Source organism: Pseudomonas sp. Irchel 3H3, from assembly GCF_900187635.1.
In the GTDB taxonomy this organism is placed as follows: Bacteria; Pseudomonadota; Gammaproteobacteria; order Pseudomonadales; family Pseudomonadaceae; genus Aquipseudomonas.
The window spans coordinates 1-25781 of sequence record NZ_FYEC01000003.1 but is presented as its reverse complement, the minus strand read 5'-3'; the positions used below and the strand labels follow the sequence as shown (position 1 = coordinate 25781).

Sequence of the window (25781 nt, the reverse complement as noted above, 5' to 3'; positions counted from 1 at the left end):
TCCGTGCCGCTATTGTTATGGGTCTAAAGGGTTCCACTTCCAGCGGACGCCTTATAGACGATGTGGGAATGAATGCAACAAGCGTGCACAAATCGGCTTTTTGCCTGCGTTTTTTTCTGAAACGCCCGTTTTAACTCACAAAACCGAATAAACACGGGGTCTTCGAGACCGTTTTGTTTGCGCTTGACTCCGTAGCTCATCTGGTGTTGCACCATGACTGTGCATGGGTGAGAACCCAGAATGTTACCGGTTCACCCTTTGGGGTGTGTAAACGGCGGATGCTCGGAGAAATCAGCTTAGACGTGGATGGAATTTTTGCCGGTTTTTTTTCGGCATTTGCATGGGCTTCACACTTTTGCCGAGGTTGGCCCGGGTCCAGGAGGGGGGGGCGCTGTTGGGGCTGCACGGCGGTAGTTCCTTCATGGTGCGTGCAGATGGCAAATGTCCTGTGCTGGGGCGTTTACCGGGTAGGGAGCCCCACGGCGTCTGGTTTTACGCGTGTGGCGCTGATTTTTCGCCGTGAACCGTATCGGGTTCGCGGGTATGCTGCGCATGTATGGCCGGCGCAGCAGCCTCGAGGGCTGGCGCCAGGCCCCAATCATCGACTATGCAGGAGTGCCCGCGGTGTTTGCTTTGGATTCACGACTTGAACAAGACACCCTGACCATTGGGGATTTCCCGCTCAGCCGCTTGCTGTTGTCCAATGACTCGAATTATCCCTGGTTCATCCTGGTTCCGCGCCGTGCGGATATCAGTGAGTTGTTTCAGTTAGAGGCGGCCGATCAACAGCAGTTGTGGCGGGAAACAACACTGTTGGCCGAAACACTCAAGGATTCGTTCGACGCCGACAAGTTGAATGTGGCGACCTTGGGTAATGTGGTCAGTCAGTTGCACATGCATGTCATCGTGCGTAAACGTGAGGACGCTGCCTGGCCGGCTCCGGTCTGGGGCAAGCACCCGGCACGCCCCTATACCGCCGAGCAAGTGGCGGCGATTCGTGAGCGGCTGCGTCTGGTGTTGAGCGATGGTTTCACGTTTCTGGAGGGTTGAGTCATGAGCCTGGAAGAGCGCGTTATGGACCTGGAAAGTCGCCTGGCGTTTCAGGATGACGCCATCGAGGCGATGAATGATGTGTTGGTGACCCAGCAGCGGGTTGTCGAGCGACTGCAGTTGCAGATGAGCGCGCTGCTCAAGCGTCAGGAAGAAATGGCCGGCCAGTTCGAGACGTTCGAAGAGGACGCGCCGCCGCCGCACTATTGAGTGTCAGTGGCCAATACCGATTGGCAGGCAATAAAAAACCGCGAGCAGCTGGGCTGTATCGCGGTTTTTTTTTCGAGCGGGTAACGAGGTCGGGATCAGCGACGCGGCAGGGCCGCGATCACGTCTTCCGCTTGCAGGCCTTTATCCCGGTTCATCACCGAGAACTCCACGCGCTGGCCTTCGACCAGGACGCGGTGACCCTCGCCACGAATGGCGCGAAAGTGCACAAAAATATCATCCCCGGAGTCGCGGGAAATGAAACCGAAACCCTTGGAGGTGTTGAACCACTTCACGGTGCCGGTATCCCGGTTGGTCATGTCGTAGTTTTGATGAGTCGCGGCAGCGGGTGAAGACTTGTAGAAGCTGGTGGCCAGATGCAGCAGGACTGCGACCAATGCAACGATGAGGCTGAACAGCACCGCGGGGTGACCGCCGATTTCCGGCATCGGTGCCAGCAGGGTCAGGGTTTGCAGGACAACGGCAAGCACCAGCAAGGCGCTGACCAGGTTTTGCAGTTGATGGCGAGGACCTTTGTTCCAGTACGGGATCACCGGAGCGAGGGTCAGGTTGAGCAGGCCGAAGAACGCCAGGTACAGCGCGTCAGGTTGTTGCAGGTAAGGTACGGCTTCGGTTCGCAAGCTAGGAATGAAGGACAACAGCAAAGCTGCTGCGCCCGTTAGCAGGTGGACGATTTTCAACATTTTAATTGACTCACGTTAAGACGGATCGCAAGGAAGAGCTGATTGAGTACGGTTCGCTTCTGAACAATGGGAGGCGGTGGACACGCACCCGGTATCAGCCTATGCACAGCACGCGGGGAAATAGCGGCAGTGACACGGCGTCTATTTAACAGCAAAGACCGTACCTTCTCAAATCAGCGCGGAGGGCGCGTGCTCCGGGGTGGCCGGCGATTTGCGCGAGGGCATCGGGCGGTGGTGGCCGAAGGCTTGTTTTAGACGCTTCAAGCCGTATTTACGGGCGCCGATCGGTCATCACAGGCGCGACCGGCACAGAGCCGGGACTCTTGCTACAGTGAGGGCGCACCTGTGCAACGGACTTCATCACCGACAAGGGGAACAGCATGGCAATTGATATTGGTATCAGCGAGACGGATCGCAAGTCCATCGTCGATGGGCTTTCGCGCTTGCTGTCGGACACGTATGTGCTCTATCTGAAAACCCATAACTTCCACTGGAATGTCACAGGGCCGATGTTTCGTACCCTGCATTTGATGTTCGAAGAACAATACAACGAGTTGGCCCTGGCCGTGGACCTGATTGCCGAGCGTATTCGTGCATTGGGTTTTCCGGCCCCTGGCGCCTATTCAATCTACGCGCGACTTTCCTCCATTAAAGAAGAGGAGGGGGTGCCCAGCGCCGAAGAGATGATCCAGCAACTTGTCCAGGGGCAGGAAGCGGTCACCCGTACAGCACGCGGGATATTCCCGCTGCTGGAAAAAGTCAGCGACGAACCCACCGCAGATCTGCTCACGCAACGCATGCAAGTTCATGAGAAAACTGCCTGGATGCTGCGCTCGCTGTTGGACGGCCAGTAGTCCCGGCCTGGCTGATGGTGTCGGCTTGTCGGCACCATCAGCGTGGGGTGTCGTGCCCGGACCTATGAAAGCTCCCGGGTGTTGATGGCGCGTTTCCCAGGCTCTTGCGGGACTCTTCCTGCGCCGTCTTTCCGTTTCGTTGTTGCACGTAGGGGAGTGTTAATAGTCTTGTTGCTGCTGTCGGCTTGTCCTACATCAGTGGTTATAAAGGCATATGGAAATATGTTTTTGCTTACGTTTTTATAGCGACACGGAGCGTTGTTATAAATGGAATGGCAAAGGAGTGTCAGTTATATGATTGGAATCTTAGCGTCAGAAGCCGATGAAGTTGCTAGGCCTCAGGATATAAAGATTGATCCCTTCGTTCGTGAGTTTGACATGGGCCTGGCACAGCCGCAGGCCAGGTCGGTGCGCTTGAATGGGTTCGCCACCTGCCTGCGGCTGGAGCAGGTCTACTGGAATATCCTGGGCAGTATTGCGAGGAATAATTGCTGTTCGGTCAACGCCTTGCTGTCCCGGGTTGATCGCGAAGTACATCTGCGTCATGGCGGGGTGAAGAACTTCAGTGGCCTGGTCCGGGTGATGTGTGTAGTGCACAGCTTGAACCAGGGTGCTGTGGGCGTTGAATGACGCTGGAGTGTCGGGGCAGGACGGCCGGCACGCCCAAGTGCCGGCCGTCCATCTGCCCCGGATGCGGTCCCTGTGCAGCGTTACGGCTGCACAGGCTCGATTTAATCGATATAATCCCGCTCTTTGCCGCCAAACCCATTGTTTGCGCGGGATGAACCTGATCGCCGAGACAACCCCATGCCGATGTACGACTATCAATGTGCTTCCTGTGGTCATCAGTTGGAAGCCATTCAGAAGATCAGCGCAGCACCGTTGGTCGACTGCCCTGCCTGCCAGGCACCCGAACTGAAAAAAATGTTGTCGATGCCGGGCTTCCGCCTGAGCGGTACCGGTTGGTACGAAACCGACTTCAAGACCGGGTCGAAGAAGAATCTGGCCGGTGGCGACAAAGCTGACTAAGTTGAACGACACACCGAGCTCTTGCATTATCTGGCACTTCATTCAAGTGCGGCGGTGCAGCAAGACCTCCCATCGAATTTCGAATTACGAGAAGTGAAACCACTACCATGATGCGCAGCCATTATTGCGGCCAACTGAACGAAAGCCTGGAAGGTCAGGAAATTACCCTTTGCGGATGGGTCCATCGTCGTCGTGACCACGGCGGGGTGATTTTCCTCGACATCCGTGATCGTGATGGTCTGGCCCAAGTGGTATTCGATCCGGATCGCGCCGAGAGCTTCGCCGCCGCCGATCGCGTGCGCAGCGAATACGTGGTCAAGATCACCGGCAAGGTACGCCTGCGTCCGGCCGGTGCCACCAACGCCAACATGGCCTCGGGCATGATCGAAGTCCTGGGTTACGAGCTTGAAGTGCTGAACGAAGCGGAAACCCCGCCGTTCCCACTCAACGAGTTCTCCGACGTCGGCGAAGAAACCCGCCTGCGTTATCGCTTCCTCGACCTGCGTCGCCCGGAAATGCTCGAGAAGCTGCGTCTGCGTTCGCGCATGACCACCAGCATTCGTCGTTTCCTCGACGAGAACGGCTTCCTCGACGTCGAGACGCCGATCCTGACCCGCGCGACGCCAGAGGGCGCTCGTGACTATCTGGTCCCGAGCCGTACCCACGCCGGTTCGTTCTTTGCGTTGCCGCAATCGCCACAGCTGTTCAAGCAACTGCTGATGGTCGCTGGCTTCGACCGCTACTACCAGATCGCCAAGTGCTTCCGTGACGAAGACCTGCGCGCTGACCGCCAGCCGGAATTCACCCAGATCGACATCGAAACCAGTTTCCTCGATGAAAACGAGATCATGGGCATCACCGAAAAAATGATCCGCAACCTGTTCAAGGAAGTGTTGGATCTGGAATTCGGTGAATTCCCGCACATGACCTTCGAAGAAGCCATGCGCCGTTACGGTTCCGACAAGCCGGACCTGCGTAACCCGCTGGAACTGGTAGACGTTGCCGACCAGCTTAAAGAAGTCGATTTCAAAGTCTTCAGCGGCCCGGCCAACGATCCGAAATGCCGGATTGCCGCACTGCGCGTTCCTGGTGCAGCGAGCATGCCGCGCAAGCAGATCGACGACTACACCAAGTTCGTCGGCATCTACGGTGCCAAGGGCCTGGCGTACATCAAGGTCAACGAGCGCGCCAAGGGCGTCGAAGGCCTGCAGTCGCCTATCGTCAAGAACATTCCTGAAGCTAACCTCAATGTGATTCTCGATCGCGTTGGTGCGGTTGACGGCGACATCGTGTTCTTCGGTGCCGACAAGGCCAAGATCGTCAGCGAAGCCCTGGGTGCGCTGCGGATCAAGGTTGGTAACGACCTGGACCTGCTGACCTGCAAGTGGGCACCGATGTGGGTTGTCGACTTCCCGATGTTCGAAGAGAACGACGACGGCAGCTTCACCGCCTTGCACCACCCGTTCACCGCACCGAAGTGCACGCCGCAAGAGCTGGAAGCCAACCCGGCGACCGCGCTGTCGCGTGCCTATGACATGGTACTCAACGGCACCGAACTGGGTGGCGGTTCGATCCGTATCCACCGCAAGGAAATGCAGCAATCGGTGTTCCGCCTGCTGGGTATCAGCGAAGAGGAACAGGAAGAGAAATTCGGCTTCCTGCTGGACGCCCTGAAGTACGGCGCACCGCCCCACGGCGGCCTGGCCTTTGGCCTGGACCGTCTGGTGATGCTGATGACCGGCGCCCAGTCGATCCGTGAAGTGATCGCGTTCCCGAAAACCCAGAGCGCGGCATGCGTGATGACCCAGGCCCCGGGCCTGGTGGATGCCAAGGCACTGCGCGAGCTGCACATCCGTTTGCGCGAGCAGCCAAAGGCTGAGTAAGGCTGGCCACCCTGGCGTATCCGTGGATACGCCAGGGGTCAGATCCAGCGTGTATTGCCCGCTCGCCTTCCAGGGTGTGCGGGCATTGTTTTAAAGAGAATTCGGAGCGAGTTATGGCGGGTCATTCCAAGTGGGCGAACATCAAGCACCGCAAAGAACGTCAGGATGCCAAGAAAGGCAAGATTTTCACCAAGTGGATTCGTGAGCTGACAGTCGCGGCCCGTCAGGGCGGCGGCGATCCTGGCTCCAACCCACGGCTGCGACTGGCCCTGGACAAGGCCCTGGGCGCGAACATGAGCCGTGACATCATCGATCGCGCCGTGGCCCGTGGGGCTGGCGCTGCCGACACCGATGACATGGTCGAACTGAGCTACGAAGGTTATGGCCCCGGTGGCGTGGCGGTGATGGTCGAGTGCATGACCGATAACCGCAACCGCACGGCGGCGGCGGTTCGACACGCCTTCAGCAAGTGTGGCGGCAACCTGGGCACGGATGGCTCGGTGGCTTACCTGTTCGAACGCAAGGGGCAGATCTCCTTTGCCCCGGGTATCGACGAAGACGCCTTGATGGAAGCCGCGATGGAGGCTGATGCCGACGACGTGGTGACCAACGAAGACGGTTCAATCGACGTATTCACCTCGTTCGCCGGTTTTTATGCCGTGCGCAACGCTCTGGAAGCGGCGGGCTTCAAGGCCGATGATGCGGAAATCGTGATGCTGCCAACCACCAGTGCCGAACTGGACCTGGAAGGCGCCGAGAAGGTGCTCAAGCTGATCGACATGCTCGAAGACCTGGATGATGTGCAGAACGTCTATTCCAATGCGGACATCCCCGAGTCGGTGGCCCAACAGCTCGGCTGAAGGGCGACGCAGATCTAGTGTGGGAGTCGGGCTTGCCCGCGATGACGTCGGCAGGCTCGACATTGATGTTGAATGTTCTACCGCTATCGCGGGCAAGCCCGGCTCCCACAGGGTTCTCGGTAGGGCTACAAAGTGTGCATCCGGCACAGCCTACTCTATGCTGGCCTCACTCTCTTAACCCGCAGGCGTTATGACATTAATTCTTGGTATCGACCCCGGTTCACGCATTACCGGTTATGGCGTGGTACGCGATACCGGTCGTGGCTGTGTGTATGTGGCGTCAGGTTGCATTCGCACCGGCGGCGGTGAGTTACATGAACGGTTGCAAATTGTTTATCGCGGCGTGCGTGAGGTGATCCAGACCTACGGTCCTGTGACCATGGGCATCGAGAAGGTCTTCATGGCCCGCAACGCCGACTCCGCGCTGAAGCTCGGCCAGGCCCGTGGCGCGGCGATTGTCGCGGGGGCCGAAGAGAGCCTGGAGATCGCCGAATACACCGCTACCCAGGTCAAACAGGCGGTCACCGGTACCGGTGCAGCCAACAAGGAGCAGGTGCAGATGATGGTCATGCATATGCTCAAGCTCACCAGCAAACCGCAAATCGATGCCTCGGACGCCCTGGCCATTGCCATTTGCCATGCCCATACCCGCTCCAGCCTGTTGCCCCATGGGCTGGGGACGGCGCGCAGTCGTGGCGGTCGCCTGCGCCTGTGATCTGATAGCATCCACCCACGAGATTTTATTGGTTGAGCGATTTGCGCCTGGACTGTCGGCGACCTCGCTCACTTTGCTCTTCGAGCGCCTGATCTGGCTAACGCTTAAGGATTTGAAACGTGATTGGACGTTTGCGCGGCACCTTGGCTGAGAAACAGCCGCCGCACCTGATACTGGATGTCAATGGCCTGGGCTATGAGCTGGAAGTGCCGATGACCACCCTCTATCGACTGCCGTCGATCGGAGAGCCGATAACCCTGCACACCCATTTGGTGGTGCGCGAAGATGCCCAGTTGCTTTATGGTTTCATCGGCAAGCGTGATCGGGACTTTTTCCGCGAGTTGATCCGCCTCAATGGGGTCGGTCCGAAACTGGCGCTGGCGTTGATGTCGAGCCTTGAAGTCGATGAGCTGGTGCGTTGCGTGCAGGCCCAGGACACTTCGGCGCTGACCAAGGTGCCGGGTGTCGGCAAAAAGACCGCCGAGCGCTTGCTGGTGGAACTCAAGGACCGCTTCAAGGCCTGGGAAGCCGTGCCGAGCATGTTTGCCCTGGTGCCGAACCAGCCTGATGGCCCTGCGCAACCGGTGGCTTCGGCGGAGAACGACGCGGTCAGCGCGCTGATCTCCCTGGGCTACAAGCCGCAGGAAGCCAGCAAGGCGATTTCCGCGATCAAGGAGAAAGGCTTGAGCAGTGAAGACCTGATTCGTCGTGCCCTGAAGGGAATGATCTAAGTGATTGAAGCTGATCGTCTGATTACCGCCACCGGTGGCCCGCGTGACCGCGAAGAAGTCCAGGATCGGGCCATTCGTCCGGTCAGCCTGGCCGAATACATTGGCCAGCCGACCGTTCGCGAGCAGATGGAGCTGTTCATCCAGGCGGCGCGCGGGCGCAACGAATCCCTGGACCACACGCTGATCTTCGGTCCGCCGGGCCTCGGTAAAACCACGCTGGCCAACATCATCGCCCAGGAAATGGGCGTGTCGATCAAAAGTACATCGGGGCCGGTCCTGGAGCGCCCCGGCGACCTGGCGGCACTGCTGACCAACCTCGAACCCCATGACGTGCTGTTCATCGATGAAATCCATCGCCTGTCGCCGATTGTCGAGGAAGTGCTGTACCCGGCCATGGAGGACTTCCAGCTCGATATCATGATCGGCGAAGGCCCGGCGGCACGTTCCATCAAGCTCGACCTGCCGCCGTTCACCCTGGTGGGGGCGACCACCCGCGCCGGCATGCTGACCAACCCGCTGCGCGACCGCTTCGGCATCGTCCAGCGCCTGGAGTTCTACAGCACCGCCGACCTGGCGACGATCGTCAGTCGTTCGGCCGGTATCCTCGGGCTGCCGCTGGACCCTGAAGGGGCGTTCGAAATCGCCCGCCGGGCCCGCGGCACGCCACGTATCGCCAACCGCCTGCTGCGGCGGGTGCGGGATTTCGCCGAAGTCCGGGCCAAGGGCCACATCACCAAGCCGATCGCCGACCTGGCGCTCAACCTGCTGGACGTCGATGAGCGTGGTTTCGATCACCAGGACCGGCGTTTGCTGCTGACCATGATCGAGAAGTTCGATGGCGGCCCGGTGGGGGTCGACAGTCTGGCGGCGGCCATCAGTGAAGAGCGGCACACCATTGAAGACGTACTGGAGCCGTACCTGATCCAGCAGGGCTACATCATGCGCACTCCCCGTGGGCGGGTAGTGACCCGGCATGCTTATTTGCACTTTGGCCTGAACATTCCGACGCGCATGGGTGAAATGCCCGCAGTAGACGCATTTCTGGATGCAGTGGACGATTAATGACGGTCTGCGCCGATTTATTCGGGTTTTGTGTGGTCCTAGGTGGCTGGCGAACCCTTGTTTGGCAGCAAAGGCGCAGAAGAATGAAAAAACAGTTGCCTGGCTGGATTGGCAACCTGAGGAGTAAGCACTAGAGTATGCGCGCGCAAAACGGGCTAGAGTCGTTCGCACATCGTTGTCGCGTTTATTACGAGGACACCGATGCTGGCGGCATCGTGTATTACGTTAATTACCTCAAGTTTATGGAACGGGCTCGGACCGAGCGGCTACGTGAGTTGGGCTTTGCCCAGTCACAGCTGGCAGGCGAGGACCTGTTGTTTGTCGTGCATTCCAGCGAAGCGCGCTACCACGCGCCGGCGCGACTGGACGACGAGCTTGTGGTAAGTGCTGAAGTAATCGAATTGAACCGTGTCAGCCTGCGCTTCAAGCAGCAGGTCAGGCGAGCCGCGGATAATGCACTGCTCTGCGAAGGGCAGTTTTTGGTGGCCTGTGTGCGCACCCATAGTTTGAAACCCCGGGCCATTCCCGAAGCTCTACGTGCGGCCTTTGCCGACGTGAGCGGCGCGGGTACACACTCAAAGCAGGAGATAAAGCGTGGAAGCTAACGTCGTCGACCATTCCTCCATGTGGAGCCTGGTTAGCAATGCCAGTATCGTGGTGCAACTGGTAATGCTGACCCTGGTAGCCGCATCGGTGACCTCATGGATCATGATCTTTCAGCGCAGCAACCTGCTGCGTGCCGGTCGACGTGCCCTGGAGAGCTTCGAGGAGCGCTTCTGGTCGGGTATCGACCTGTCCAAGCTGTACCGTCAGGCGGGCAGCAACCCTGATCCGGATTCGGGCGTCGAGCAGATCTTCCGTGCCGGCTTCAAGGAGTTCTCCCGTCTGCGCCAGCAACCGGGTGTTGATCCGGAAGCGGTCATGGAGGGCGTTGCCCGTGCCATGCGCGTGGCCATTTCCCGCGAAGAAGAGAAGCTCGAGCAGAGCCTGCCATTCCTCGCTACCGTTGGTTCGGTCAGCCCGTATATCGGCCTGTTCGGTACCGTCTGGGGCATCATGAACTCCTTCCGCGGCCTGGCCACTGCCCAGCAAGCGACCTTGGCCACCGTGGCCCCGGGTATCGCCGAGGCACTGATCGCCACCGCCATCGGCCTGTTCGCCGCCATTCCGGCCGTCATTGCGTACAACCGCTTTGCCGCGCGCAGCGAAACCCTGATCAGCCGCTACTACACCTTCGCCGATGAATTCCAGGCGATCCTGCACCGTAAAGTGCACACCAGCGAAGAATAAGCAGGTATTTCCCAATGGCTTTAATCGCTCGAGCTCGCAAAAAGCGCAAGCCGGTCGCCGAGATGAACGTAGTACCTTACATCGACGTGATGCTGGTACTGCTGGTCATCTTCATGGTGACCGCGCCGATGCTCAATCAGGGCGTGAAAGTTGATTTGCCCAAGGTTTCCAGCGAAGCCTTGCCGCAAGACAACAACACCCAGGTCCTGACCATTTCGATCAAGGCTGACAAGACCTACTACTGGAACCTTGGCAGTGAAGTCGACACCGAGAAGCAGCAGGACCGGGCAATGACCCTGCCGCAGATGACTGATGCGGTGACCAAGATCATTCGCGCCGGCAACGAAGGTGGCAAGCACACCCAAGTGTTCATTCGTGGCGACAAGACCGTCGACTACGGCGCCGTCATGGGCGCGATGGGTGGGTTGCAGAAAGCCGGAGTCGGTAACGTTGGCTTGATTACCGAGGCGCCCTGATGCAGCAACAGCGAGAGCCAACAGCCTCGGAAAGCTACTTCTGGCCTAGTGTCTGGGCAATTGGCTTGCACGTGCTGGTGTTCGGCATGCTGTTCGTCAGCTTTGCCTTTACCCCGGAGCTGCCGCCGGCCAAGCCGATTGTCCAGGCGACCCTGTACCAGTTGAAATCGAAAAGTCAGGCGACCACCCAGACCAATCAGAAGATTGCGGGTGAAGCGAAGAAATCCGCTGCGCGCCAGACCGAAGTCGAACAGATGGAGCAGAAGAAGGTCGAGCAGGAAGCGGTGAAGGCTGCGGAACAAAAGAAAGAAGAGGCGGCTCAAAAGGCCGAGGAAGCCAAGAAGGCCGACGAGTCGAAGAAAGCCGAAGAAGCGAAAAAGGCTGATGAAGCCAAGAAAGCCGATGAAGCAAAGAAGACCGCCGAGGCCAAGAAGGCAGAAGAGAAACAATTGGCTGATATAGCCAAGAAGAAAGCCGAAGAAGAAGCCAAGAAGAAAGCTGAAGAAGAGGCCAAGAAAGCGGCCGCTGAAGAAGCGAAGAAGAAAGTAGTCGAAGACGCGAAGAAAAAAGCCGCGGACGACGCCAAGAAGAAAGCTGAAGCGGACGAGGCGAAGAAGAAAGTCGCCGATGATGCGAAGAAGAAAGCTGCTGCCGATGCTGCGAAGAAAAAATCGCAGGAAGCGGCACGTAAATCCGCCGAAGAGAAAAAGGCCCAGGCCCTGGCAGATTTGCTTTCCGACACGCCGCAGCGTCAGCAGGCCTTGGCCGATGAACGAGGCGATGAAGTCGCGGGCAGTTTCGACGACCTGATTCGTGCACGTGCAGCGGAAGGCTGGGCGCGTCCTCCTTCGGCACGCAAGAACATGACGGTCGTGCTGCAAATTGGCATGTTGCCCGATGGTACGGTGACTTCGGTCACGGTAGCCAAGTCCAGTGGCGATGGTCCGTTCGACAGCTCGGCTGTAGCAGCGGTCAAAAACATTGGACGTTTGACAGAAATGCAGGGAATGAAGCCGAGCGATTTCGCTCCCTATCGTTCATTCAAGATGACATTCACACCTGAGGATCTAGCCTTGTGAGAAACCTTCTTCGAGGAATGCTTGTCGTTATTTGCTGCATGGCAGGGATAGCGGCGGCGGATGAAAAGAACATTCTGGTCACCAGCGGCAGTGATCGGGCGACCCCGATCGCGGTAGTGCCGTTCGGCTGGCAGGGCGGCAGCGTGCTGCCGGACGACATGGCGGAAATCATTGGTAACGATTTGCGCAACTCGGGTTACTACTCGCCTATTCCCAAGCAGAACATGATCAGCCAGCCGACCCAGGCCAGCGAAGTCATCTACCGCGACTGGAAGGCCCTGGGCGCCCAGTACATCATGGTCGGCAGCATTGTTCCGGCCGGCGGTCGCCTGCAGGTGCAGTACGCCCTGTTCAACGTCAACACCGAGCAGCAAGTGCTGACCGGCAGCGTTTCCGGCGGCGTTGACCAGTTGCGCGACATGGCGCACTACATTTCGGACCAGTCCTTTGAGAAGCTGGTGGGCATCAAGGGCGCGTTCTCGACCCGTCTGCTGTACGTGACGGCCGAGCGTTTCTCCGAGAAGAACACTCGCTACACCCTGCAACGCTCGGACTATGACGGTGCGCGTGCAGTGACCCTGCTACAGTCCCGCGAGCCGATCCTGTCGCCGCGTTTTGCCCCCGATGGCAAGCGTATCGCCTATGTCTCCTTCGAGCAGAAGCGTCCGCGGATCTTCATGCAGAACATCGACACTGGTCGTCGTGAGCAGATCACCAACTTCGAAGGCCTCAACGGTGCTCCAGCCTGGTCGCCGGATGGTTCGCGCCTGGCGTTCGTACTGTCCAAGGACGGTAACCCGGATATCTACGTGATGAACCTCGGGTCGCGCCAGATCACCCGCGTGACTGCAGGGCCTGGCATCAACACCGAACCGTTCTGGGGCAAGGATGGCTCGACCATCTACTTCACCTCCGACCGTGGCGGCAAGCCGCAGATCTACAAGACCAGCGCCAGTGGCGGCGGTGCCGAGCGCGTAACCTTTATCGGCAACTACAACGCCAACCCGAAATTGTCGGCCGACGAAAAGACTCTGGTGATGATCCATCGCCAGCAAGGTTTCACCAATTTCAAGGTGGCGGCCCAGGATTTGCAGCGCGGTAGTGTAAAAATCCTAACTGATAGCACTCTGGACGAGTCGCCTACTGTTGCGCCCAACGGCACCATGGTAATCTACGCCACCCGCCAGCAGGGCCGGGGAGTCTTGATGCTCGTGTCCATCAATGGACGCGTAAGGCTCCCGCTTCCTACCGCACAAGGCGAAGTCAGAGAACCTTCCTGGTCCCCTTACCTGAACTGACGCGGCGCTATACGTTGTACTTAACACATTGGGGTTCATTAGGAGTTTCACGATGGAAATGCTGAAGTTTGGTAAGTTTGCTGCGCTGGCCCTGGCCATGGCTGTAGCTGTAGGTTGCTCGTCCAAAGGCGGCGACAACGCCGGTGAAGGCGCTGTTGATCCAAACGCTGGTTACGGCGCTAACACTGGTGCTGTTGACGGCTCCCTGAGCGAAGAAGCTGCTCTGCGCGCAATCACCACCTTCTACTTCGAATACGACAGCTCGGACCTGAAGCCAGAAGCCATGCGCGCTCTGGACGTTCACGCCAAAGACCTGAAAGCAAACGGCGCTCGCGTTGTTCTGGAAGGCAACACCGACGAACGTGGTACTCGTGAGTACAACATGGCACTGGGCGAGCGTCGTGCGAAAGCCGTTCAACGCTACCTGGTACTGCAAGGTGTTTCCCCAGCTCAGCTGGAACTGGTTTCCTACGGCGAAGAGCGTCCAGTTGCTACCGGCAACGACGAGCAGTCCTGGGCTCAAAACCGTCGCGTCGAACTGCGTAAGTAATTCGTCATGCGAACGTGCCGTCGTGCTGTAACTGTCCTGGCTCTCAGCCTCGCGCCATTGCTGGCGTGGGCTGCGGTTCCTGTGGTCGATAACGATTCCGGTTATAACAATAGCGGGAGCAGTTATCCGCCTGCGGGTTACGGTACGAACGGCGCCTATGCCGGGGGAGGGGTTTCGGCCCCTGTCTCGGCACAGGGCGAGCTGTTCAACCAACTGCAACAGATGCAGGAACAGATCGCGCGCCAACAAGGCGTGATTGAAGTTTTGCAAAATGATGTTTCGCGCATGAAGCAAGAATCCCTGGAGCGATACCAGGATCTTGACCGGCGCATAGGATCGGGCGGTGCACCCGCTGCGGCTCCTGAAAATTCTCCAGCCGGTGGCAATAGCGCCGCCGGTGCAGGTGCGGGCGCTGCGGCGCAAGCCCCTGCCGCCAGCAGCGAACCGGGTGATCCGGCGAAGGAAAAGCTCTACTACGATGCTGCCTTCGACCTGATCAAAGCCAAGGACTTCGACAAGGCCAGCCTGGCTTTTGCCGCGTTCCTGCGCAAATACCCGAACAGCCAGTACGCGGGCAATGCCCAATACTGGCTGGGTGAAGTGAACCTGGCCAAAGGTGATCTGCAAGGCGCCGGCCAGGCTTTCGCCAAGGTTTCGCAGCTGTATCCCAAGCACAACAAGGTGCCGGACTCGCTGTACAAGCTGGCCGATGTCGAGCGTCGCCTGGGGCACGCCGACAAGGTCAAGGGCATTTTGCAGCAGGTGGTCAGCCAGTATCCTGGCACCTCCGCCGCGCAGCTGGCCCAGCGTGATCTGCAGCGCATGTAAGGCAGTTTGACCCGTGTTTCAAGAAACCCGCGCTTGTCGCGGGTTTTTTCGTTAGAATTCACGCCCTTTTTAGCAACACCGCTTTTTGGGATCTGCGCGTTGGCGGGGTTCCATCAAGTGCCTGACGGAGGCGGACAGCCTGTTTAGCTGTTACGCCCGTGGCGACTATGCAAGATACATTGAGAATTACCGAAGTTTTTTACTCGTTGCAGGGTGAAACGCGCACTGCCGGGCTGCCCACTGTTTTTGTGCGCCTGACCGGTTGTCCGTTGCGTTGCCAGTACTGCGACAGTGCCTACGCCTTTACCGGCGGAACTGTGCGACCACTCGACGAGATCCTCGAGCAGGTGGCCGGTTTCCGCCCGCGTTATGTCTGTGTGACCGGCGGCGAGCCGCTGGCCCAACCTAACGCCATCCCTCTACTCAAGCAGTTGTGTGATGCCGGTTACGAAGTGTCGCTGGAAACCAGTGGTTCCATCGACATCTCGGCGGTAGATTCGCGGGTCAGCCGCGTGGTCGACCTGAAGACCCCGGGCTCGAAGGAAGCACACCGTAACCGCTACGAGAATATCGAGCTGCTGACGTCCAACGACCAGGTCAAGTTCGTGATCTGTTCCCGCGAGGACTACGACTGGGCTGTCTCCAAGCTGATCCAGTACGGTCTTGACCGGCGGGCTGGTGAAGTCCTGTTCTCACCGAGTCATCACGATCTCAATGCACGTGACCTGGCGGACTGGGTAGTTGCCGACAACCTGCCAGTGCGCTTGCAATTGCAACTGCACAAATATCTTTGGAACGACGAGCCGGGGCGCTGACATGAGTGAACAACTGAATACGGTAGAAAAGCGTGCGGTCATCCTGCTGTCCGGAGGCTTGGACTCGGCGACCGTGGTGGCCATGGCCCGTGCCGAAGGCTACAGCTGCTACACCATGAGTTTTGACTACGGCCAGCGCTCCCAGGCCGAATTGCACGCCGCTGCGCGGGTGGCCCGGGACCTGGGGGTGGTCGAGCACAAAGTGATCGGCCTGAACCTGAACGGCATCGGCGGCTCGGCCCTGACCGACAGCAGCATCGATGTGCCAGAGACCCCGGGTGAAGGTATCCCCGTGACGTATGTGCCGGCTCGCAACACGGTGTTCCTGTCCCTGGCCCTGGGCTGGGCCGAAGTGCTGGGCGCGCGGGACATCTTCATTGGGGTCAACGCCGTGGACTACTCGGGTTACCCGGATTGCCGTCCGGAGTTCGTCGAGGCTTTCGAGCGCATGGCCAACCTGGCGACCAAGGCCGGGGTCGAGGGCAATGGCTTCCGCATCCAGGCTCCGCTGCAAAACCTCAGCAAGGCGCAAATCGTCGAGGCTGGCGTCAAGCTGGGGGTCGACTATGCGCTGACCGTTTCCTGCTATCAGGCGGACGATCAAGGCCGTGCCTGCGCCAAGTGCGACAGCTGCCGCCTGCGTGCTGAAGGCTTCGCAGCAGCCGGAATCAGCGACCCAACCAACTATTTTTGATTTATTTTCACTTAGGTGTTGAATAGTCCTTAAAAATCAGTATTATACGCACCACAACGAAGCGGGTCGTTAGCTCAGTTGGTAGAGCAGTTGGCTTTTAACCAATTGGTCGTAGGTTCGAATCCCACACGACCCACCATATTTGGCGGTTTAGAAAATCCGGAAGGCCCACGCAAGTGAGGATTTCCGGGTTTTTTTTTGCCTGCGATTCCTGTCTCGGGCAATCGCAATGCTTGCACCGCGCGCCTGGCTGCAGAATGATCTTTTGCATCTCGGGGATATTCTGTAGCCTTGCGCAGCTTCAACGCTGTCCGTGCCTGATGAATACTCACTCTCCCGGCGGTACCCTGATCGGTCCGGAGCCGGGTGTATACTCGACTTTCGCGCGAAAGCGCCCGCAGGTCTTGCGATCATGACGCAAATTTCCGAACGCCTTCTGGTTCAAGCCCACCTCGACGCCAAGCAGCCCAAGCCGCTGACCGCCGCAGAGGAGGCCCATTACCGCGCCGCCATCGCCGCCGAGCTCAAGGCTCAGGACGCGGTGCTGGTTGCTCACTTCTATTGCGACCCGATCATTCAGGCCTTGGCCGAAGAAACTGGCGGCTGTGTTTCCGATTCCCTGGAGATGGCCCGGTTCGGCAATGCGCACCCGGCCAAGACCGTGGTGGTAGCCGGCGTGAAGTTCATGGGGGAGACCGCGAAGATCCTCAACCCGGAAAAACGCGTGCTGATGCCAACCCTGGAAGCGACCTGCTCGCTGGACCTGGGTTGCCCGGTCGACGAGTTTTCGGCGTTCTGCGACCAGCACCCGGAACGCACCGTGGTGGTGTATGCCAACACCTCGGCGGCGGTCAAGGCGCGGGCGGACTGGGTGGTGACCTCCAGTTGTGCACTGGAGATTGTCGAAAGCCTGATGGACAACGGCGAGACGATCATCTGGGGCCCGGACAAGCACTTGGGTACCTACATCCAGCGCAAGACCGGCGCCGACATGCTGCTCTGGGACGGTGCCTGCATCGTCCATGAAGAGTTCAAGGCCAAGCAGCTCGAAGACATGAAGGCGCTGTACCCGGACGCTGCGATCCTGGTGCACCCGGAATCGCCGACGGCGGTGATCGAGTTGGCCGACGCGGTGGGTTCCACCAGCCAGTTGATCGCAGCAGCACAGAGCCTGCCGCACAAGACGCTGATCGTGGCCACCGATCGCGGGATTTTCTACAAGATGCAGCAGCTGTGCCCGGACAAGGTGTTTATCGAAGCCCCTACGGCCGGCAACGGCGCGGCCTGCCGCAGTTGCGCGCATTGCCCGTGGATGGCGATGAACACCCTGGAGCGCACGCTACAGTGCCTGCGTGAGGGTTCGGGGGAGATCTTCGTCGAGCCGGCGCTGATCCCACAGGCGATTCGCCCGTTGAAGCGCATGCTCGACTTCACGGCGGCTGCGCGGATGAAGCTCGCCGGCAACGCCTGAGGTCTGTCAGCTAGGCACACAAAACCTGTGGGAGCGAGCTTGCTCAGGGTCTGGTGTATGCAGGGACCTGTGGGAGCTGGCTTGCCAGCGATGATCGCAAGTACGGCGCGGTGCATCAGGCAGTGCGCGTCATCGTTGGCGACCATCGCGAGCAATCTCGCTCCCACAGTGATTTCTGTCTGCTGAAATTACTTGGTTTTCTTCGGGACTCGAACCAACTGGCTATTGGAGTACATGTCGTGCCAGCTGCGTTGCTGTTTGTCGAACAGTGTCCAGAAGAAGCCCAGGCCGGCGCACAGCAGTGACGCAATCGATACCACGAAGCGCAGCAAGGCCTGCCACAGGCTAATGGCCGAACCGTCGGCGTTCTGCACGCGGATGCACCACACCTGCATGCCCAGGGTTTGGCCGGAGTAGGTCCAGAACTTGGCAAAAAAACCAAATAGCACAAACAGCAATACGGTGGAGAGCAAGGGGTCGCCATCCAGTGCGCCGGCATCGGTCAACGCACGCATCCGCTCCTCGCCGATGATTGCCATCTGCACCATCTTGTAGAGGCCGCCGGTGACGATCATCAGGGCAGTGCACAACAGGAAATCGTAGAACATCGCTGCCAGGCGACGCCCCAGGCCGGCGACGGGGAATTCACCCTGGGGGCTTAGCAGGCGTTTCGACATGGAGTGGCTCTCGATTGAAAAAAGAAGCCATTTTACGGGTTTGCGCGCACAAAAAAGCCCCTGATGTCAGCATCAGGGGCTTTTTCGTTACAGAAGATTAGGCTTCTGCTTGAACTTCGTCAGCCTGCATGCCTTTTTGGCCCTGCACCGCAACGAAGGTCACTTTCTGGCCTTCTTTCAGGCTCTTGAAACCGTTGCCCTGGATGGCACGGAAATGCACGAACAGATCCGGGCCGCTTTCTGGAGTGATAAAACCAAAACCTTTTTCGTCGTTAAACCACTTGACGGTGCCGCTCTGACGTTGGGACATTTCTTATTTCCTTTGACGCAAAAAATTGATGACAGCCTCTTTCTCATGAAAGAGTACTGGGGCTGGTTGCAGGAAAGAAGAAGACGTAGAACGGGTGTAGCAAACTTGTTGGCTACTGCCCAGGTCACGATTCCAAGCGACCCATGCAAACACAGTGGACAAACTCTACGCCAACTACGGCAGAAAAAACAAGCCCCCCTGCAAGCCTTGTATAGCTAGGCCTGTGGCGGTTTTTGGGCTTGCCCATGGGGCTTATTCGATAGGCTCGTTCAATTGTTTTCGATTGTTATAAGGTAAGTTCAAAATCGAAGCTTATAGTCAAAAAACTGCACTATTTTATGGCAGTTGCGTTACAGATTAGTGCACTGTTACGCAACTGCGTTACTTATCGGAACAGTCTATCAACCACGATAGTAGCGTTGTGGAACGAATGGCATTTTGCTTACAAGCAATGGCACCTGTTTGCCGCGTACGATCGCCCAGACCTGGGTATCGAGTGCCAGGTAGGCGCTGTCCAGGTAGCCCATCGCCAATGGACCGCCGAGGGAAGGGCCGAAACCACCGCTGCAGACGCTGCCGATGATTTCGCCGGCGGCGTTGACGATTTCTGCGCCCTCACGCACCGGAGTGCGTTCCTGGGGTAGCAGGCCGACACGTTTGCGGCTGACACCGTTTTGTTGCTGGGCGAAGATCGTTTCGGCTCCGGGGAATCCACCGGCACGCGCGCCATCGGCACGGCGTGGCTTGGAGATGGCCCACAGCAGGCTGGCTTCGATCGGGGTGGTGGCGCTGTTCATGTCATGGCCATACAGGCACAAGCCGGCTTCCAGGCGCAGCGAGTCACGCGCGCCGAGGCCGATGGCGGCCACTTCCGGCTCGGCCAGCAGGGCGCGGGCCAGGGTCTGGGCATTGGCGGCGGGCACGGAGATCTCGTAACCGTCTTCGCCGGTGTAGCCCGAGCGACTGACAAAGCACTCGACCCCCAGCAGGGATACGCGGGTGAACTGCATGAAGGTCATCTGCGCCACCTGCGGCGCCAGGCGGGCGAGCACGGTCACCGCTGCCGGGCCTTGCAGGGCGAGCAGGGCGCGTTCCTCGAACAGCGGCTCGATCTGGCACTGATCGCCCAGATGCTGGCGCAGATGAGCCAGGTCCTGGTCCTTGCAGGCCGCATTGACCACCAGGAACAGTTCGTCGTTGCCCAGGTTGGCGACCATCAGGTCGTCGAGGATGCCGCCTTGCTCGTTGGTGAACATGGCGTAGCGCTGCATGCCCACCGGCAGGTCGATGATGTCCACCGGCACCAGGGTTTCCAGGGCCTTGGCCGCATTGGCGCCGGTCAGGCGGATCTGCCCCATGTGCGAGACATCGAACAGCCCGGCCTGCTCACGGCAGTGCAGGTGTTCTTTCATCACGCCCAATGGGTACTGCACCGGCATGTCGTAGCCGGCGAACGGCACCATGCGCGCGCCCAATTCGATGTGCAGTGCGTGCAGCGGGGTTTTCGACAGGGTTTCGGTGGACATATTCAGCTCCTGAAAAAGTCAGCGGATGCGGGGGAGCACGCATCAGCATTCGATAATGTTGACGGCCAAACCGCCACGGGCGGTTTCCTTGTATTTGCTTTTCATGTCGGCGCCGGTCTGGCGCATGGTGCGGATCACCTTGTCGAGGGAGACGAAGTGCTGACCGTCGCCACGCAAGGCCATGCGCACCGCGTTGATGGCCTTGACCGAGCCCATGGCGTTACGCTCGATGCATGGCACCTGGACCAGGCCACCAATGGGGTCGCAGGTCAGGCCAAGGTTGTGTTCCATGCCGATCTCGGCGGCGTTTTCGACTTGCTGGACACTGCCGCCCAGTACTTCGCACAGAGCCCCGGCAGCCATCGAGCAGGCCACGCCGACTTCACCCTGGCAGCCGACTTCGGCCCCGGAGATCGAGGCGTTTTCCTTGTACAGGATGCCGATGGCCGCGGCGGTGAGCAGAAAGCGCACCACACCGTCTTCGCTGGCACCTGGAATGAAGCGCATGTAGTAATGCAGGACGGCCGGGACGATACCGGCCGCGCCGTTGGTGGGGGCCGTTACCACGCGCCCGCCGTTGGCGTTTTCTTCGTTGACCGCCAGGGCATACAGGTTGACCCAGTCCAGCACCGACAGCGGGTCGCGCAGTGACGACTCCGGGTTCTTGCACAGTTGCCGGTGCCAGGCCGCCGCACGGCGCTTGACCTTGAGCCCGCCCGGCAGGATGCCTTCGTTGCGACAACCGGCATCGACGCAGTCCTGCATCACTTGCCAGATCTTCAGCAGCCCGGCGCGGGTTTCAGCCTCGGGGCGCCAGGCGCTTTCGTTGGTGAGCATGACCTGGCTGATCGACAAACCGTAGGTGGTGCAATGCCCGAGCAAGTCCTTGGCGCTTTTGAACGGGAAGGTCAGTGGCGTGGCGTCCTCGACGATCCGGTCAGCGCCGGCGGCGTCTTCGTCGACCACAAAACCGCCACCGACCGAGTAGTACTCGCGGCTGCGGATTTGCAGGCCGGCGGTATCGAAGGCGCGAAAGATCATGCCGTTGGGGTGATAGGCCAGTGGCTTGCGAATCATCGCCAGGTGCAGCTTTTCATTGAAGTCGATCGGGTGCTCGCCGAGCAGGTTCAAGCGCCCGCTGCTGCGAATGTCGTGCAGGCGCGCAGCGATGTTCTCGGTGTTTACGGTGTCCGGGTGTTCGCCTTCCAGGCCGAGCAACACCGCCTTGTCACTACCGTGGCCCTTGCCGGTGGCGCCGAGTGAGCCATACAGCTCGACCTTGACGCAGGTGGTGACCGCCAGCAGGTTGTCCCGCCGCAGGCCTTCGACAAACCGCGCAGCGGCACGCATCGGGCCGACGGTGTGGGAGCTGGAAGGGCCGATACCAATCTTGAACAGGTCGAACACACTTAACGACATGGTTGTTCTCCGGTTTCTTGTTATGAGGGGCGGCACAGATTCTGAGAACTGGCACTGATCCTTGTGGGAGCGAGCTTGCTCGCGATAGCGGTCGTTCAGTCGACATCCGGCGAATGTCAGTCCGTCATCGCGAGCAAGCTCTCTCCCACAGGGTTTTGTGATGTCCTTTAGAAGTGGGGCGAGTAAACCCGCCCCCTCATTGGGTTAAGCGTAGCTTTCGATCGACGGGCAGGCGCAGATCAGGTTGCGGTCGCCAAACACGTTGTCGACCCGGCCAACCGGTGGCCAGTACTTGCCTTCGATCAACGACGCCACTGGGTACACCGCCTGTTCACGGCTGTAGGGGTGAGTCCACTCGCCGACGATTTCCGCTGCGGTGTGCGGGGCGTTTTTCAGCGGGTTGTCGTCCTTGTCCAGGGTGCCGTTTTCCACCGCGCGAATTTCTTCGCGGATGCGGATCATGGCGTCGCAGAAGCGGTCGAGTTCTTCCTTGGATTCACTTTCGGTCGGCTCGATCATCAGCGTGCCGGCCACTGGGAACGACATGGTCGGGGCGTGGAAACCGAAGTCGATCAGGCGCTTGGCGACGTCATCGACGCTGATGCCGCTGCTGTCTTTCAGCGGGCGCAGGTCGAGGATGCATTCGTGGGCCACCAGGCCGTTGCTGCCGGTGTACAGCACTGGGTAGTGCTCTTCCAGGCGGCGGGAGATGTAGTTGGCATTGAGGATCGCCAACTGCGAAGCACGCTTGAGGCCGGCGCCGCCCATCATGCGAATGTACATCCAGGTGATCGGCAGAATGCTGGCGCTGCCGAACGGTGCGGCGCAGACCGCGCCTTCCTTGCGTTCCATGGCGGCGTGGCCGGGCAGGAACGGGGTCAGGTGCGACTTGACGCCGATCGGGCCGACGCCCGGACCGCCACCGCCGTGGGGGATGCAGAAGGTCTTGTGCAGGTTCAGGTGGGACACGTCGCCACCGAACTTGCCCGGGGCGCAGAGGCCGACCATGGCGTTCATGTTGGCGCCGTCGATGTACACCTGGCCGCCGTTGTCATGAATGATCCCGCAGATTTCGCGGATGCCTTCCTCGAACACACCGTGGGTGGACGGGTAGGTGATCATCAAGGCCGCCAAGTGCTCGCGGTGTTCGATGGCCTTGGCGCGCAGGTCTTCGATGTCGACGTTGCCGCGGGCATCGCAGGCGGTCACGACCACACGCATGCCGGCCATGTTGGCGGTGGCCGGGTTGGTGCCGTGGGCGGAGGAGGGGATCAGGCAGATATCGCGGCGATCATCGCCACGGCTCTGGTGGTAGGCGCGGATCGCCAGCAGGCCGGCGTACTCGCCCTGGGAACCGGCGTTCGGTTGCAGGGAGATCGCATCGTAACCGGTGGCGGCGCAGAGCATCGCCTCCAGCTCGTCGGTCAGTTGCTGGTAGCCGGCGCTTTGCTCGGCCGGGGCGAACGGGTGCAGTGCGCCGAACTCGGCCCAGGTCACCGGGATCATTTCGCTGGCGGCGTTGAGTTTCATGGTGCACGAACCCAGCGGGATCATGGTGCGGTCGAGTGCCAGGTCCTTGTCGGCCAGCTTGCGCAGGTAGCGCATCAGCTCGGTTTCCGAGTGGTAACGGTTGAACACCGGGTGGCTGAGGATTGGCGATTGACGAACCAGGGCGGCCGGGATGGTGCTTTGCACGGCGGCGGCGAGGGCAGCGAAGTCCGGTAGGGTCTTGCCGTCGGCCAGCAATGCCCAGAGGTTTTCCACGTCGGCTTGCGAGGTGGTTTCGTCGAGGGACAGGCCCAGGCGCTCGGCGTCGATCACCCGCAGGTTGATCTGCTGCGCCCGCGCCTTGTCGTGCAGTTGGGCGGTGTTGGCGCCGGTGTTGAGGGTCAGGGTGTCGAAGAAATGCGCTTGTTCGACAACCAGGCCCAGGGCGCTCAGGCCCTTGGCCAGGATCGCGCTCAGGTGATGAATACGCTGGGCGATCTGGGTCAGGCCCTGCGGGCCGTGGTACACGGCGTACATGCTGGCGATGTTGGCCAGCAGTACCTGGGCGGTGCAGATGTTGCTGGTGGCTTTCTCGCGGCGGATATGTTGCTCGCGGGTCTGCATCGCCAGGCGCAGGGCCGGCTTGCCGAAGCGGTCGACCGAGACACCGACCAGACGGCCCGGCATATCGCGCTTGAACGCATCTTTAGTGGAGAAGTACGCCGCGTGCGGGCCACCGAAGCCCAGCGGTACACCAAAGCGTTGCGCGCTGCCGATGGCGACGTCGGCACCAAACTCGCCCGGCGGAGTCAGCAGAGTCAGAGCCAGCAGGTCGGCCGCTACGGCGACCAGGGCATTGGCGGCGTGGAAGCGCTCGGTCAGCTCGCGGTAGTCGAACAGGTCGCCGTTGCTGGCCGGGTATTGCAGCAGCGCGCCGAAGAAGGGCGTCACGTCGCTCAGTTCACGCTCGTCGCCCACCACCACCTCGATCCCCAGCGGCTCGGCACGGGTGCGCAGCACGTCGAGGGTTTGCGGGTGGCAATGCACGGAGGCGAAGAAGGCGTGGCTGCCTTTGTTCTTGCTCAGGCGCTTGCAGAAGGTCATGGCCTCGGCAGCGGCGGTGGCTTCGTCGAGCAGCGAGGCGTTGGCGATCGGCAGGCCGGAGAGGTCGCTGATCATTGTCTGGAAGTTCAGCAGGGCTTCCAGGCGACCCTGGGAGATTTCTGGCTGGTACGGGGTGTAGGCGGTGTACCAGGCCGGGTTTTCCAGGAGGTTGCGCAGGATCGGCGATGGCGTGTGGCAGTTGTAGTAGCCCTGGCCGATGTAGGTCTTGAACAGTTGGTTCTTGCTGGCGATGGACTTGATCAAGGCCAGGGCATCGGCTTCACTCAGGCCGTCTTCCAGGCCAAGCACGCTGGTGCCCTTGATGCTGTCGGGAATGACGCTGGCGCTCAGGGCTTCCAGGGAGTCGAAGCCCAGGCTATTGAGCATGGCTTGCTCGTCGCCGGCGCGCGGGCCGATGTGGCGGGCGATGAATTCGTTGGCAGTGGTCAGGCTTACTTGAGTCATGTCAGCGCTCCTCAGGCTTGCGCGTTGGCTTTGATCAGACGGTCGTAGGCGTCTTGATCCAGCAGTTTGGCGACAGCCGATGCATCGGTTGGCTGGAAGCGGAAGAACCAGCCTTCGCCCAGCGGATCTTCATTGACCAGTTCAGGGCTGCTGTCCAGCGCCGGGTTCACTTCCAGCACTTCACCGTCCAGCGGCATGTACACGCCGCTCGCGGCTTTTACCGATTCCACGGTGGCGGCTTCAGCGCCTTTGTCGTAGGACTGCAGCTCAGGCAGTTGTACGAAAACCACGTCGCCAAGAGCATTCTGGGCGAAGGCGGTGATGCCGACTGTAACGCTGCCGTCAGCTTCGGTACGCAGCCATTCGTGATCTTCAGTAAAACGCAACTCGCTCATGGAAACTCCTCAGGGGCCAGACAGGTCTGGTGGACGCGATGGAATGCTCGGGCATAGCCCTGCTTTATGGAGGGTTACCTAGCAAAATCGCGGCCAGTATTTTTTATTTGTTACTAATCAATAAGTTACGGATTATTGCGAGAAGGGGAACAAGCGCAGCTGTAGCGATATCGCTACAGTCTGACACGAGGAAAAAAGCCCATGAGGATCAAAGCCTTGCACAATGCTGGCGGAAAGCCTGTGTAGCGATATCGTTCCGCTGTAGCGCTTTCAGTACAGGTGGAGGTCGCTTTTGCGGTAGGTGATCTATGGGAGCAATGGTTGCCATCGATGACACGCCAAGCTTGATTCAGCGCGGTGTCCTTGCGTCCATCGCGGGCAAGCCCGCTCCCACCCTGGTGGGTGTATGCAGGGGTTGCGAACAACCTCAATCACTGTGGGGGCGGGCTTGCCCGCGATGAGCATAGGTATAAGACCGAGTACATATCCATTCTTGCGGTAACGGCTGATATGGGTTCCGCCTGACGGCGGCTCACTTTTGAACAGCGCAAAAGTAAGCAAAACGCTTTTACCCCACCACTCGGTGCCTCGCTTAGGCTCGGCATGCCCGTACTCCGACATTGATTTGGGGGGCCGCCGCAATGGGCCCTCCCTGGCCCAGTGCGGCTAAACCGGCGTCCTGCCGGTTTACCCCCCAAATCAATATCGGACTCCGGCCAGCGTGGTTAACGGGGCGCCCAGGATCAAAAACAAAGCGAGGCGGCCTTAGAGCCGACCTGATCGCTAGAGCATGCGCGGTGT

General features: G+C 59.7%; 27 protein-coding genes and 1 tRNA gene. 21 read left to right on the top strand and 7 right to left on the bottom strand.

Annotation, left to right across the window (positions count from 1 at the left end):
• Nucleotides 1-624: 624 nt before the first annotated feature.
• Together CKW24_RS04740 and CKW24_RS04735 are read left to right on the top strand one after the other, a co-directional pair.
• Nucleotides 625-1050, top strand: coding sequence for an HIT domain-containing protein (locus CKW24_RS04740; RefSeq protein ID WP_095166122.1), 426 nt, complete (start codon nt 625-627; stop codon nt 1048-1050).
• Between the two features lie 3 nt (nt 1051-1053).
• Complete coding sequence (locus CKW24_RS04735; protein WP_095165691.1) at nt 1054-1260, top strand: SlyX family protein; 207 nt, start codon at nt 1054-1056, stop codon at nt 1258-1260.
• 95 nt (nt 1261-1355) lie between these two features.
• Here the strand turns inward: CKW24_RS04735 and CKW24_RS28575 are convergent, their stop codons facing one another.
• On the bottom strand, nt 1356-1961 hold the full coding sequence (locus CKW24_RS28575; protein ID WP_095165690.1) for a cold-shock protein: 606 nt from the start codon (nt 1959-1961) through the stop codon (nt 1356-1358).
• A 380-nt stretch (nt 1962-2341) separates the two neighbouring features.
• Here CKW24_RS28575 and CKW24_RS04725 point away from each other — a divergent pair, with 380 nt between their 5' ends.
• From CKW24_RS04725 to nadA, 19 genes are all read left to right on the top strand, one after another.
• Complete coding sequence (locus tag CKW24_RS04725; protein WP_095165688.1) at nt 2342-2815, top strand: Dps family protein; 474 nt, start codon at nt 2342-2344, stop codon at nt 2813-2815.
• A gap of 294 nt (nt 2816-3109) precedes the next feature.
• The gene (locus CKW24_RS04720) at nt 3110-3445 is read left to right on the top strand and encodes a ribbon-helix-helix domain-containing protein (protein WP_095165686.1); all 336 of its coding nucleotides are present in this window, start codon (nt 3110-3112) and stop codon (nt 3443-3445) included.
• A gap of 177 nt (nt 3446-3622) precedes the next feature.
• Nucleotides 3623-3844 carry an FmdB family zinc ribbon protein gene (locus CKW24_RS04715; protein WP_010457489.1) on the top strand — a complete coding sequence of 74 codons (222 nt, stop codon included), beginning with the start codon at nt 3623-3625 and terminating at the stop codon, nt 3842-3844.
• Between the two features lie 107 nt (nt 3845-3951).
• A complete protein-coding gene (aspS, locus tag CKW24_RS04710) occupies nt 3952-5727 on the top strand; it encodes an aspartate--tRNA ligase (protein WP_095165685.1) in 1776 nt (591 codons plus the stop codon).
• A gap of 113 nt (nt 5728-5840) precedes the next feature.
• Nucleotides 5841-6587 (top strand): YebC/PmpR family DNA-binding transcriptional regulator, encoded by a 747-nt coding sequence (locus CKW24_RS04705; protein ID WP_095165683.1) that lies wholly within the window; start codon nt 5841-5843, stop codon nt 6585-6587.
• 190 nt (nt 6588-6777) lie between these two features.
• Nucleotides 6778-7302, top strand: coding sequence for a crossover junction endodeoxyribonuclease RuvC (ruvC, locus tag CKW24_RS04700; protein ID WP_095165681.1), 525 nt, complete (start codon nt 6778-6780; stop codon nt 7300-7302).
• A 119-nt stretch (nt 7303-7421) separates the two neighbouring features.
• Entirely contained in the window at nt 7422-8033 is a 612-nt protein-coding gene (gene ruvA, locus CKW24_RS04695) for a Holliday junction branch migration protein RuvA (RefSeq protein ID WP_095165679.1), read from the top strand.
• Complete coding sequence (ruvB, locus tag CKW24_RS04690; RefSeq protein ID WP_095165677.1) at nt 8034-9095, top strand: Holliday junction branch migration DNA helicase RuvB; 1062 nt, start codon at nt 8034-8036, stop codon at nt 9093-9095.
• 137 nt (nt 9096-9232) lie between these two features.
• Nucleotides 9233-9700, top strand: a complete 468-nt coding sequence (ybgC, locus tag CKW24_RS04685; RefSeq protein WP_095165676.1) for a tol-pal system-associated acyl-CoA thioesterase — start codon at nt 9233-9235, stop codon at nt 9698-9700.
• Nucleotides 9690-10385: a protein TolQ gene (gene tolQ, locus CKW24_RS04680; RefSeq protein ID WP_034149144.1), complete on the top strand. Its 696-nt coding sequence runs from the start codon at nt 9690-9692 to the stop codon at nt 10383-10385. Before ybgC ends, tolQ begins: the two co-directional genes overlap by 11 nt.
• 23 nt (nt 10386-10408) lie before the next feature.
• On the top strand, nt 10409-10861 hold the full coding sequence (tolR, locus tag CKW24_RS04675) for a protein TolR (protein ID WP_162530237.1): 453 nt from the start codon (nt 10409-10411) through the stop codon (nt 10859-10861).
• A complete protein-coding gene (gene tolA / locus CKW24_RS04670; RefSeq protein WP_095165674.1) occupies nt 10861-11940 on the top strand; it encodes a cell envelope integrity protein TolA in 1080 nt (359 codons plus the stop codon). The genes tolR and tolA overlap by 1 nt, the downstream gene beginning before the upstream one ends.
• A 17-nt stretch (nt 11941-11957) precedes the next feature.
• Nucleotides 11958-13238, top strand: a complete 1281-nt coding sequence (gene tolB, locus CKW24_RS04665; protein ID WP_174244593.1) for a Tol-Pal system beta propeller repeat protein TolB — start codon at nt 11958-11960, stop codon at nt 13236-13238.
• Nucleotides 13239-13290: 52 nt separating this feature from the next.
• A complete protein-coding gene (pal, locus tag CKW24_RS04660; RefSeq protein ID WP_003178634.1) occupies nt 13291-13788 on the top strand; it encodes a peptidoglycan-associated lipoprotein Pal in 498 nt (165 codons plus the stop codon).
• A 6-nt stretch (nt 13789-13794) separates the two neighbouring features.
• Nucleotides 13795-14616, top strand: coding sequence for a tol-pal system protein YbgF (ybgF, locus tag CKW24_RS04655; RefSeq protein WP_095165671.1), 822 nt, complete (start codon nt 13795-13797; stop codon nt 14614-14616).
• 167 nt (nt 14617-14783) lie between these two features.
• On the top strand, nt 14784-15431 hold the full coding sequence (gene queE, locus CKW24_RS04650; RefSeq protein ID WP_095165669.1) for a 7-carboxy-7-deazaguanine synthase QueE: 648 nt from the start codon (nt 14784-14786) through the stop codon (nt 15429-15431).
• Nucleotide 15432: 1 nt separating this feature from the next.
• On the top strand, nt 15433-16125 hold the full coding sequence (queC, locus tag CKW24_RS04645; protein ID WP_095165668.1) for a 7-cyano-7-deazaguanine synthase QueC: 693 nt from the start codon (nt 15433-15435) through the stop codon (nt 16123-16125).
• A gap of 63 nt (nt 16126-16188) precedes the next feature.
• A tRNA-Lys gene (locus tag CKW24_RS04640) sits at nt 16189-16264 on the top strand.
• 273 nt (nt 16265-16537) lie between these two features.
• Nucleotides 16538-17596, top strand: a complete 1059-nt coding sequence (nadA, locus tag CKW24_RS04635; protein ID WP_095165666.1) for a quinolinate synthase NadA — start codon at nt 16538-16540, stop codon at nt 17594-17596.
• A 188-nt stretch (nt 17597-17784) separates the two neighbouring features.
• On the opposite strand, the gene CKW24_RS04630 is transcribed toward nadA, so the two are convergent.
• The 6 genes from CKW24_RS04630 to gcvH form a co-directional block, all read right to left on the bottom strand.
• Nucleotides 17785-18273 (bottom strand): RDD family protein, encoded by a 489-nt coding sequence (locus CKW24_RS04630; RefSeq protein WP_095165665.1) that lies wholly within the window; start codon nt 18271-18273, stop codon nt 17785-17787.
• 97 nt (nt 18274-18370) lie between these two features.
• Nucleotides 18371-18583, bottom strand: a complete 213-nt coding sequence (locus tag CKW24_RS04625) for a cold-shock protein (protein ID WP_003175786.1) — start codon at nt 18581-18583, stop codon at nt 18371-18373.
• Between the two features lie 401 nt (nt 18584-18984).
• Nucleotides 18985-20109, bottom strand: coding sequence for a glycine cleavage system aminomethyltransferase GcvT (gcvT, locus tag CKW24_RS04620; RefSeq protein WP_095165663.1), 1125 nt, complete (start codon nt 20107-20109; stop codon nt 18985-18987).
• Between the two features lie 42 nt (nt 20110-20151).
• Nucleotides 20152-21528 (bottom strand): L-serine ammonia-lyase, encoded by a 1377-nt coding sequence (locus tag CKW24_RS04615; protein WP_095165661.1) that lies wholly within the window; start codon nt 21526-21528, stop codon nt 20152-20154.
• Nucleotides 21529-21732: 204 nt separating this feature from the next.
• Nucleotides 21733-24585 carry an aminomethyl-transferring glycine dehydrogenase gene (gene gcvP, locus CKW24_RS04610; protein WP_095165660.1) on the bottom strand — a complete coding sequence of 951 codons (2853 nt, stop codon included), beginning with the start codon at nt 24583-24585 and terminating at the stop codon, nt 21733-21735.
• 11 nt (nt 24586-24596) lie between these two features.
• Nucleotides 24597-24980, bottom strand: a complete 384-nt coding sequence (gcvH, locus tag CKW24_RS04605; protein WP_095165658.1) for a glycine cleavage system protein GcvH — start codon at nt 24978-24980, stop codon at nt 24597-24599.
• Between the last annotated feature and the right edge of the window lie 801 nt (nt 24981-25781).

What these genes read in the sequence shown, in the direction of transcription:
- CKW24_RS04735 (WP_095165691.1), top strand. Translation starts at nt 1,054, where the DNA reads ATGAGCCTGGAAGAGCGCGTTATGGACCTGGAAAGTCGCCTGGCGTTT.
- CKW24_RS28575 (WP_095165690.1), bottom strand. Translation starts at nt 1,961, where the DNA reads ATGTTGAAAATCGTCCACCTGCTAACGGGCGCAGCAGCTTTGCTGTTG.
- CKW24_RS04725 (WP_095165688.1), top strand. Translation starts at nt 2,342, where the DNA reads ATGGCAATTGATATTGGTATCAGCGAGACGGATCGCAAGTCCATCGTC.
- CKW24_RS04720 (WP_095165686.1), top strand. Translation starts at nt 3,110, where the DNA reads ATGATTGGAATCTTAGCGTCAGAAGCCGATGAAGTTGCTAGGCCTCAG.
- CKW24_RS04715 (WP_010457489.1), top strand. Translation starts at nt 3,623, where the DNA reads ATGCCGATGTACGACTATCAATGTGCTTCCTGTGGTCATCAGTTGGAA.
- aspS (WP_095165685.1), top strand. Translation starts at nt 3,952, where the DNA reads ATGATGCGCAGCCATTATTGCGGCCAACTGAACGAAAGCCTGGAAGGT.
- CKW24_RS04705 (WP_095165683.1), top strand. Translation starts at nt 5,841, where the DNA reads ATGGCGGGTCATTCCAAGTGGGCGAACATCAAGCACCGCAAAGAACGT.
- ruvC (WP_095165681.1), top strand. Translation starts at nt 6,778, where the DNA reads ATGACATTAATTCTTGGTATCGACCCCGGTTCACGCATTACCGGTTAT.
- ybgC (WP_095165676.1), top strand. Translation starts at nt 9,233, where the DNA reads ATGCGCGCGCAAAACGGGCTAGAGTCGTTCGCACATCGTTGTCGCGTT.
- tolA (WP_095165674.1), top strand. Translation starts at nt 10,861, where the DNA reads ATGCAGCAACAGCGAGAGCCAACAGCCTCGGAAAGCTACTTCTGGCCT.
- tolB (WP_174244593.1), top strand. Translation starts at nt 11,958, where the DNA reads ATGCTTGTCGTTATTTGCTGCATGGCAGGGATAGCGGCGGCGGATGAA.
- pal (WP_003178634.1), top strand. Translation starts at nt 13,291, where the DNA reads ATGGAAATGCTGAAGTTTGGTAAGTTTGCTGCGCTGGCCCTGGCCATG.
- ybgF (WP_095165671.1), top strand. Translation starts at nt 13,795, where the DNA reads ATGCGAACGTGCCGTCGTGCTGTAACTGTCCTGGCTCTCAGCCTCGCG.
- queE (WP_095165669.1), top strand. Translation starts at nt 14,784, where the DNA reads ATGCAAGATACATTGAGAATTACCGAAGTTTTTTACTCGTTGCAGGGT.
- queC (WP_095165668.1), top strand. Translation starts at nt 15,433, where the DNA reads ATGAGTGAACAACTGAATACGGTAGAAAAGCGTGCGGTCATCCTGCTG.
- nadA (WP_095165666.1), top strand. Translation starts at nt 16,538, where the DNA reads ATGACGCAAATTTCCGAACGCCTTCTGGTTCAAGCCCACCTCGACGCC.
- CKW24_RS04630 (WP_095165665.1), bottom strand. Translation starts at nt 18,273, where the DNA reads ATGTCGAAACGCCTGCTAAGCCCCCAGGGTGAATTCCCCGTCGCCGGC.
- CKW24_RS04625 (WP_003175786.1), bottom strand. Translation starts at nt 18,583, where the DNA reads ATGTCCCAACGTCAGAGCGGCACCGTCAAGTGGTTTAACGACGAAAAA.
- gcvT (WP_095165663.1), bottom strand. Translation starts at nt 20,109, where the DNA reads ATGTCCACCGAAACCCTGTCGAAAACCCCGCTGCACGCACTGCACATC.
- CKW24_RS04615 (WP_095165661.1), bottom strand. Translation starts at nt 21,528, where the DNA reads ATGTCGTTAAGTGTGTTCGACCTGTTCAAGATTGGTATCGGCCCTTCC.
- gcvP (WP_095165660.1), bottom strand. Translation starts at nt 24,585, where the DNA reads ATGACTCAAGTAAGCCTGACCACTGCCAACGAATTCATCGCCCGCCAC.
- gcvH (WP_095165658.1), bottom strand. Translation starts at nt 24,980, where the DNA reads ATGAGCGAGTTGCGTTTTACTGAAGATCACGAATGGCTGCGTACCGAA.